General features: G+C 62.2%; 4 protein-coding genes and 1 pseudogene. 1 reads left to right on the top strand and 4 read right to left on the bottom strand.

The features are described 5' to 3' along the window. From JOY90_RS40095 to JOY90_RS09895, 3 genes and pseudogenes are all read right to left on the bottom strand, one after another. Positions 1-739, bottom strand: a pseudogene (locus tag JOY90_RS40095) (tripartite tricarboxylate transporter substrate-binding protein); the annotation flags it as partial. A gap of 24 nt (positions 740-763) precedes the next feature. Next, complete coding sequence (locus JOY90_RS09900; protein ID WP_291690954.1) at positions 764-2,284, bottom strand: tetratricopeptide repeat-containing sulfotransferase family protein; 1,521 nt, start codon at positions 2,282-2,284, stop codon at positions 764-766. A gap of 142 nt (positions 2,285-2,426) precedes the next feature. Then, the gene (locus JOY90_RS09895) at positions 2,427-4,418 is read right to left on the bottom strand and encodes an alkaline phosphatase family protein (RefSeq protein WP_291690953.1); all 1,992 of its coding nucleotides are present in this window, start codon (positions 4,416-4,418) and stop codon (positions 2,427-2,429) included. Positions 4,419-4,961: 543 nt separating this feature from the next. Between JOY90_RS09895 and JOY90_RS09890 the strand changes: the two genes are divergently transcribed. Beyond that, on the top strand, positions 4,962-5,279 hold the full coding sequence (locus JOY90_RS09890) for a hypothetical protein (RefSeq protein ID WP_291690952.1): 318 nt from the start codon (positions 4,962-4,964) through the stop codon (positions 5,277-5,279). Positions 5,280-5,437: 158 nt separating this feature from the next. Here JOY90_RS09890 and JOY90_RS09885 read toward each other — a convergent pair. Beyond that, positions 5,438-6,467: MFS transporter (locus JOY90_RS09885; protein WP_291690951.1), on the bottom strand; the 1,030-nt coding region annotated here is incomplete at its 5' end.

The raw sequence follows: 6,467 nt of genomic DNA, 5'->3' as shown, positions 1-6,467 counted from the left end.
TGATCCCAGCGTCGGGGGACCAGGACCACACGCCTTGGCAGTCCGCGGCCTGCTGCTCGTCTCGCAGCACACACGCGTCCATCGCATCCCGCTCCCAACGTCCGTGACGATCGCGAAGCGCCCCTCCTGGTGGAATCGGGACGCGCCTATATAGCCACAATTTCGGAAAAAATGAAAGCGGAAAATTTAGGCGGACCGGACTTGCCTCCGATCCACACACGTCGCTTGCATGGCTGCCGGTGCCCGGCTTGCGATTCATCGCTGTCTTTGATGGCTGCAACCGGCTCTCCTCGCTTGAAACGCCGAACAAAATCGCCCGAGCGAGGAGCGCATCGCGGTGGAGTCGGCGCGTGACACCGAGGGGCGGCGCGATGCGACCCCGCCTGTTTTCCGGCCATTGCCACGGCGGACTCAAGCCCGAAATCCTGGTGTCTGAGAACGGCGAATTGCGGACATGACGAGGCGGTCGGACTAAGTCGTGAATGACCCTAACCGGCCTCACATCCGTCGAGGAACCAACCTCCAATCTCCGCGGTTTGGTCGGGTTGATGTTGGCGATCCGGATCACCTTGGCCCACTTTTCGGTTTCGTCGGCGAGGAGACGCTCGAGATCGGCCGGCGAGCCGCCAAGCACCGCAGCGCCCAGGTTGGCAAGCTGCGCCGTGAACTGAGGATCGACGAGCGCGGCATTGATTTCACCGTCGAGCCTGTCGACGATTTCGGTAGGAGTGTTCCTGGGCGCGCCGAGGCCGGAAGATCGAGCTCATACCAGCTCATGTTCCGGAATCTCGCGCGCCAGGCGCGCGCGTAACGGCGAGAGCCGATTCGCATGGTGCCGCCACTTGCCGATCGATGAGGCATAGATCGGCCGTCGCACCTGGACGGCGCTGGCGGTCGCTGACGGCGCGGGGCTCTCGTGAAAGCGAAGGACCTCGTCGTCCCAGGGTAGCCCAAGAAAGGCGATCAGCCGGCGGCTCGCTGCAAGCTGATCCCTCACAATATCCTCGTAGTTGATCTCCAGCAGCACGCCGGCAGGCAGCGCGGTTCGCCAATGCCGCGCCAGCCTGCGGTAGGCCAGATAATATTCCGCCAGCTCGATCTGGTCGTAAGCGAATGCAAACTTGCCCTGGAAATGGGCCTTGTAGATCGCCCAGCACGCATCGAGCGGATGGCGCTGCACCAGAATGATCCTGGCTTTGGGAAGTGTTGCGTGAATCAGGCCGCAATAGAGGTAGTTCTGCAGCGTCTTGTCGACAAAGCACGCGTCGTGCTTCACGCCGAACGCGGTCACCGAGTCGATATACCGTTTGCCGACGCCTGCGATGTCGCCTGATGCGCCGCTGCCGGCGCGTCGCATTTCGGCCGCGAACGCGCTCGTTTCACCCACCGAGCTTGCCGTCGGATGGCTGGCGATGATCCGTTCGACCAGCGTCGTTCCAGTGCGCGGCAATCCGCAGACGAAGACTGGAGCTGCGGCCTGAAAGCCCGGCGGCGCGGCATCGAGCCAGCTTCGGGTGTGAGTCTTGATGAGGCGATCGATCTCGGCGATTTCAGCAGCGCGGTCCTGCGTCATCAAGCGGTGCTGAAGACGGCAAGCGGAATCGACATGATCAAAGGCGCGATCATGCATCTCCAGATCCTCGCACTCCTTGCCAAGGGCAAAGCGCAACATCACCTGGCTGGCAGGCGCGAGTTTGCCTTCGTCGACGAGCGCCTCCATTTCGACGATGTGGTTGCGAGCAGCGGTCTGGGTGCGCAGGTCCGCGCGCAGGTAATGGGCAAGACCGTAATGGCGATCCAGCGCAATGGCCGCGTCGCAATGCGCCTCCGCATCGCCGAGCGCGCCTGTCATTCGTTCAGTTGCGGCTAGGTTGAACAGATATTGCGGCACGTCGGGGCGAAGGGTGACGGCACGCTGGAAGAATTCCTTTGCCCTTCCGTGTTGCCCGAGCAGGCCGAAAATCGCGCCGACCGCGTCAAGCGCCTCGGGGGTGTGATCGGCCATCTTCGAAGCAGCTTCGGCTGCCTGCAGCGCCGCGCGTGCATCGCCGGAAAGGAGCAGGCACTTGGCACGCAAGATCTGCGCGATCGGATTTGAGGGTGTGAGTTCGACCGCGCGATTGGCGCAGACGATTGCCGCATCGACGCGGCCGCGCAACAGCGCGGTCTCCGTAAGCAGCGCCCAGGCCTCGCCGCTGGCTGGTGAGGCCGCGAGAACTTGCGCACAGGCTCGCTCGGCGCTTGCCAAGTCGCCCGCGGCGAAGGCGCGCCGCGCTTCGTCCATCAGCGGCAGATTGGCTTGTCGAGCAGCGGTCGGTGACATGCCTCACTCCATCACGAAGGCCGGGCTGCATCAGCCCGGCCTTCTGCCTTTTAGCGTGGCCAGCGAAGCTGCTTCCATCACTGGAAGCTGCCTCCGCGGGCATTCACTGTCGGTCGTCACCCTGGCCGTGATGATGATCACGATCGAAGTCGAAACTAGCGAAGAGGTCGCCGAGCGCCGGGCGGTTCTTGGGGACGTAGGGGTTGTCGTCAGTCTTCGGGTTCGGCAAATTGTCGCGGCTGCGATCCGAGATTTTCGGCAGATCCCAATTGCGCTCGATGAACTTAATCGTCGAGGCGTGATCGCTATACTCATGCGACACGCGGCCGCCCTGCGAATATTTCGACACGACCAGCATCGGGATGCGGGTGCCGTCGCCGAAATAGTCGACCGGCTGCACATAGCCGGAGTCGTAATAGCCGCCGCCCTCGTCGGTGGTGACCAGGATCGCGGTCGATTCCCAGAGCTCCTTGTTGGCCTTCACGCCGTCGATGATCTTGCGCGCGAAGGCTTCGAAGATCGAGAACTTCGATGACGCCGGATGGCCGTCGTTGAACGTCGAGGGCTTCACCCACGACACCGCCGGAAGGTTGCCGCTGGCGATACCGTCGTAGAGGTCACTGACGTCCTTCAGGTGATCTTCCCGTTGATCGGCATGGGTCATGATCGATGCCGAAAACAGGAAGGGATTGCAGATGTTGCAGTAGAGATAGGCCGCAGGATCGATCGTGCCAAAGTTCGCACCCAGACCTGGTGCGGTCTTGAAGTCGGTCCAGCGTTCGCCGAAATAGGCCCATGACACGTGCTTCTCGTTGAGCACGTCGCCGATGTGCTTCTGCTTGATGACAGGCGGCAGCGTGAACGGACCATTGTTGGTCGGGTCCGTCTTGCCGCTGCCGATGTAGGCGGGAACGTAGTTGTTCAGGAGATAATAGTGGCCGGGCGCACAGTTCGGCGACACATGCACGGCGTCGAGATAGCCCACGATCGAGGCGACTGCGGGCTGCAATGAGTCGGAGCAGTTGGTGTAGCTGCCGCCGCCGTAGCCGTCCTGCGTGTACCAGTTATTGGTGTCCGCCATCGGGTTGGGATTTTCGATCTGGTTGGACGGCGGCGTTGCCGGGTCGCCATTGACGTCAGAATACCAGAGCGCGTCGGCGTATCCGAACATCATCTGGTTGGCGAATGTGCCGCCCATCACCGGCTGGTGGTAATTGTCGAGCAGCGTGTATTCGCGGGCGAGCTGGGTGAAATAGGGCGCGTCGCCCTTGGCGACGTTGTAGAAGCCCATCGCGATGTTGCCTTCCTTGAGCAAGGGCACCGGCACCGGGGTTGGAATCGGCTTGCCGTTGCTGCCTGAGGACACGGTTTCCTCGACCCAGGGGAACAGGTCGGCCTGGCATCCGCTCGGATTGCGCCGTGTCACCTTACCGGCGTCACAGTCGAGCTCTTGCCACATCTGGTAGAAGCGATGGACCGGGCTGCCGCCATAGGTGTCATAGAGGCTTCCACCCTGCGAGGTCACCAATGGATACGGTCCGCTCGGCAGATTGTTGTAGTTCGCAACGCGCGAGTCAGGCCAGTTGCTCGACAGGCCGGTCGCGCCGGTGGTCAGCAGGGGCAGATCCTTCGTCTCGAGGCTGTACAAGCCGGCCGTATCGGCGACGGTTTCAGCCTGTTGCGCGAGCGATAGGCTCGCGACGCAGCCGGGCCCGTTGACCGCAGCGCCTGTGTCGGGGTTGTAGATGTCCGCATAGCATTTCAGAGGAGCATAGGACGTGCCTGGGGCTTGAGACCGGTTGGTTGGTCCGTACGGTGTCTTGCCGCCAGGATGATTGGAATAGTACTGGGTATCGCTCGCGGCGAATTGCGCCGCCTTGGCGTAGTTCGGGCCGGGCGAACCGTCGATATTGATGATGCCCTTCGACAGCAGGTTATCGACAAACTGGCCGTCGCGCGGAACATAGGTCGCGAACACGTGGTCAAACGTGCGGTTCTCACCCATAATGATGATGACGTGCTTGATCGGGCTGTCGGTCTTGCGATCGTTAGTGTTCGCTCCGCCGATCGGGCCAGCATAGGAATTGCTTCCCATCAATGACAAGATAGCGGCAGTGACGACAGTCCGGTCGCGTAGGCTTTTTGTCCGCTCTTTGAGCATAGTGCCCCTCCTGTGAACTTGAAAATATGGTTGTCGAGTTGAAACGGAGATGGACGCTATGTGTCACGCATGTCAGTTCTGTTACGGGTGCGTGAAAGCTGAAAGTCCTTTTGTGGGACTTATTCGTCGCTTGTGAAGGGCGTTCATCGCTTCGCGTAACCCGCAGTTTCGACGGTTTACGGCTGCCGGGCGAGGCGAGACGGGCATGCGGGGTACTCGATCCCATCGGCATCACCCGCTTGAGAAGCGAGCGTGCGCCATCGGCCGCAGGCGGCGGCCCGCGATGTCGTCGAAGCCGAAAGACCCAGACGGGCGGCCGTCTCGGCAAACCATCTGACGGTCCTCGCATTTACCATATCGCGAGATATCGCGAGAGAGCCGCTCGGAAATCCCAGCTACCGCCTTGTTTGACGTCTCAGTTGGCAGACTGCGATCCAAGTGCGGGTTCACCGCCAAAATAATAACAGGAGATGCGTCATGATGCTGAGATTCGGCAGGATAGCCGTCGTGTCCACGGCAGCTCTCACACTCGCTGTCGCCGCCATTCCTTTCAAGGCCGAAGCAGCCGACTACTTCCCCGGTGGCTATGGGTATGGCGGCGGCTATTACAGGGGCGGCTGCGGCTGCCAGGCCTATGTTCCGCCTCCGCCCCCTCCTCCGCCGCCCTGCTGCCGGGTCTACACGCCGCCGCCATGCTGCGTCTACGGTGACGGTTGGAACCGCGACAGCTACTACGGCGGCGGTTATGGCGGCGGTTACTATGGTGCCCGTTATGGCGGGGACTATGGTTATTAGCTTGCGGATCAGGAAGCCGGCCGCCGCGGAAATGAGTTTCTTCCGACTTCGAAAGAGCCGGACTCTTTGTTGACCGCGTGGCGGATCGCGCAGCGCCCGATCGCGCTGCTCGATCCCGATGACGAGCGATATGCCTGGGCGGCCCTGCGCCGCCCCGCTCAGGCGTCGCCGTAATGCACCTCGAGGGCGATGTCCTTGTTGGTCTGGTCGGGCAGCAGCAGGGCCGCGCAGATGCTGATCACGGCGCATGCACAGACGTAGAGGCCGATCGGGAACGCGGAATGATAGGTTGAGAACAACCATGTGGAGATGAACGGCGCCGGTCCGCCTGCGATGATCGAGGCGAGCTGGTAGCCGATCGAGGCACCGCTGTAGCGCAGCCGCGGCGTGAACGATTCCGCGATCAACGCGGCCTCCGGGCCGTACATTGTCATGACGGGAATGAACGAGAGCGCGATCGCGATGAAGATGAGCACCGGCTCCTTGGTGTCGAGCATCGCGAAATAGATGAACGTAAACACGGCAACGAACACGCAGCCGAAGATGAAGACGTTCCTGCGGCCGTAGCGGTCCGACAATGCGCCGGCAATCGGGGCCGTGATGAAGCCGAGCCCGGTCATGGCGACCAGTCCCGAGAGCAACAGATTGCGCGAGGCGCCGACCACCAGCGTGCCGTAGGTGAGCACGAAGGCATTGAAGATGTATCCGGGGGCCTGCTCGGCCATCCGCACCAGCGCCGACAGGATGACCTCGCGCGGCTGACGCTTGAACACCTCGATGATCGGCGCGCGCTCGACCTTGTTCTCGGCGAGGATGCGCTTGAATACCGGCGTCTCGAGGATGCCGAGACGGATCCACAGGCCCACGGCCACCATGACGATGCTGATGAGGAACGGGATGCGCCAGCCCCAGACGAGGAACTGATCGCCCGAGTACCAGCTGAAGAACAGCACCGCGACGTTGGCGAGGAACAGTCCGGCCGGCGCGCCGAATTGCGGCCATGAGGTGAGGAAGCCCCGGTTCTTGTTGGTCTGCGCCCATTCCATCGCCAGCAGCACCGAGCCGCCCCATTCGCCGCCGACGCCGATGCCCTGGATCAGCCGCAACAGCGTCAGGATCACCGCACCCCAAATTCCGATGCCGGGCAGGAAGCCGCTCGGTTCGTAACCGGGAACCAGCCCGACCGCG

The sequence above is a fragment of the Bradyrhizobium sp. genome (genome assembly GCF_019242285.1).
Taxonomy (GTDB): domain Bacteria; phylum Pseudomonadota; class Alphaproteobacteria; order Rhizobiales; family Xanthobacteraceae; genus Bradyrhizobium.
The sequence above is the reverse complement of the archived record's forward strand: the minus strand, read 5'-3'. Positions and strand labels throughout refer to the sequence as shown.

Bases quoted from the DNA above. Each gene is read 5' to 3' on its own strand.
- JOY90_RS09900 (WP_291690954.1), bottom strand. From the start codon at position 2,284: ATGGACGAAGCGCGGCGCGCCTTCGCCGCGGGCGACTTGGCAAGCGCC.
- JOY90_RS09895 (WP_291690953.1), bottom strand. From the start codon at position 4,418: ATGGGAAGCAATTCCTATGCTGGCCCGATCGGCGGAGCGAACACTAAC.
- JOY90_RS09890 (WP_291690952.1), top strand. From the start codon at position 4,962: ATGATGCTGAGATTCGGCAGGATAGCCGTCGTGTCCACGGCAGCTCTC.